Origin of the sequence: Pantoea sp. ICBG 985 (genome assembly GCF_002928365.1) — a bacterium.
GTDB lineage: Bacteria > Pseudomonadota > Gammaproteobacteria > Enterobacterales > Enterobacteriaceae > Pantoea > Pantoea dispersa.
Window position 1 is genome coordinate 1 of record NZ_POWM01000023.1, and the last position, 616, is coordinate 616.

Sequence of the window (616 nt, forward strand, 5' to 3'; positions counted from 1 at the left end):
GTACGCTTAGTCGCTTAACCTCACAACCCACAGGCGTTTATCTGTCTGCCGTAACGGCTGCGCGTAAAGAATGCGTCGTTGCGCGGTGCTCGCCATGCTCACGTACTTCAGTACGCTCCGCTGGCTGTGCGCCGTCGCGCCTTGCCTTCTTTACTGCTCGCTCGCTACTGCATCACAGTTGCTTGTAAGCTGTAAGCTTTTGAGAGACTCGAACACATCGTAAAATTCATTCTTATTACGGAGAATGAACACGACGTGTCGTTTCAATTTTCAGCTTGTTCCGGATTGTTAAAGAGCAAATACTTCGCAGCATGCTTAATCAGCACACTCTGAAGTATTATCGGTAACGCCTTTCACTCATTACCAGCAAGTGGCGTCCCCTAGGGGATTCGAACCCCTGTTACCGCCGTGAAAGGGCGGTGTCCTAGGCCTCTAGACGAAGGGGACACTGAAGTCTCTTTCGTAAGACGCTTTGCTCATTACTTTTTCATCAGACAATCTGTGTGAGCACTTCGCGGGAAGGTATCTTCAGGTAAGGAGGTGATCCAACCGCAGGTTCCCCTACGGTTACCTTGTTACGACTTCACCCCAGTCATGAATCACAAAGTGGTAAGCG

General features: G+C 50.2%; 1 tRNA gene and 1 rRNA gene. Both read right to left on the bottom strand.

Going from position 1 to position 616, the window contains the following annotated elements:
* Positions 1-371: 371 nt before the first annotated feature.
* Positions 372-447: transfer RNA gene (locus C1Y42_RS23250), tRNA-Glu, on the bottom strand.
* Between the two features lie 86 nt (positions 448-533).
* Positions 534-616: ribosomal RNA gene (locus C1Y42_RS23255) — 16S ribosomal RNA — on the bottom strand; the annotation flags it as partial.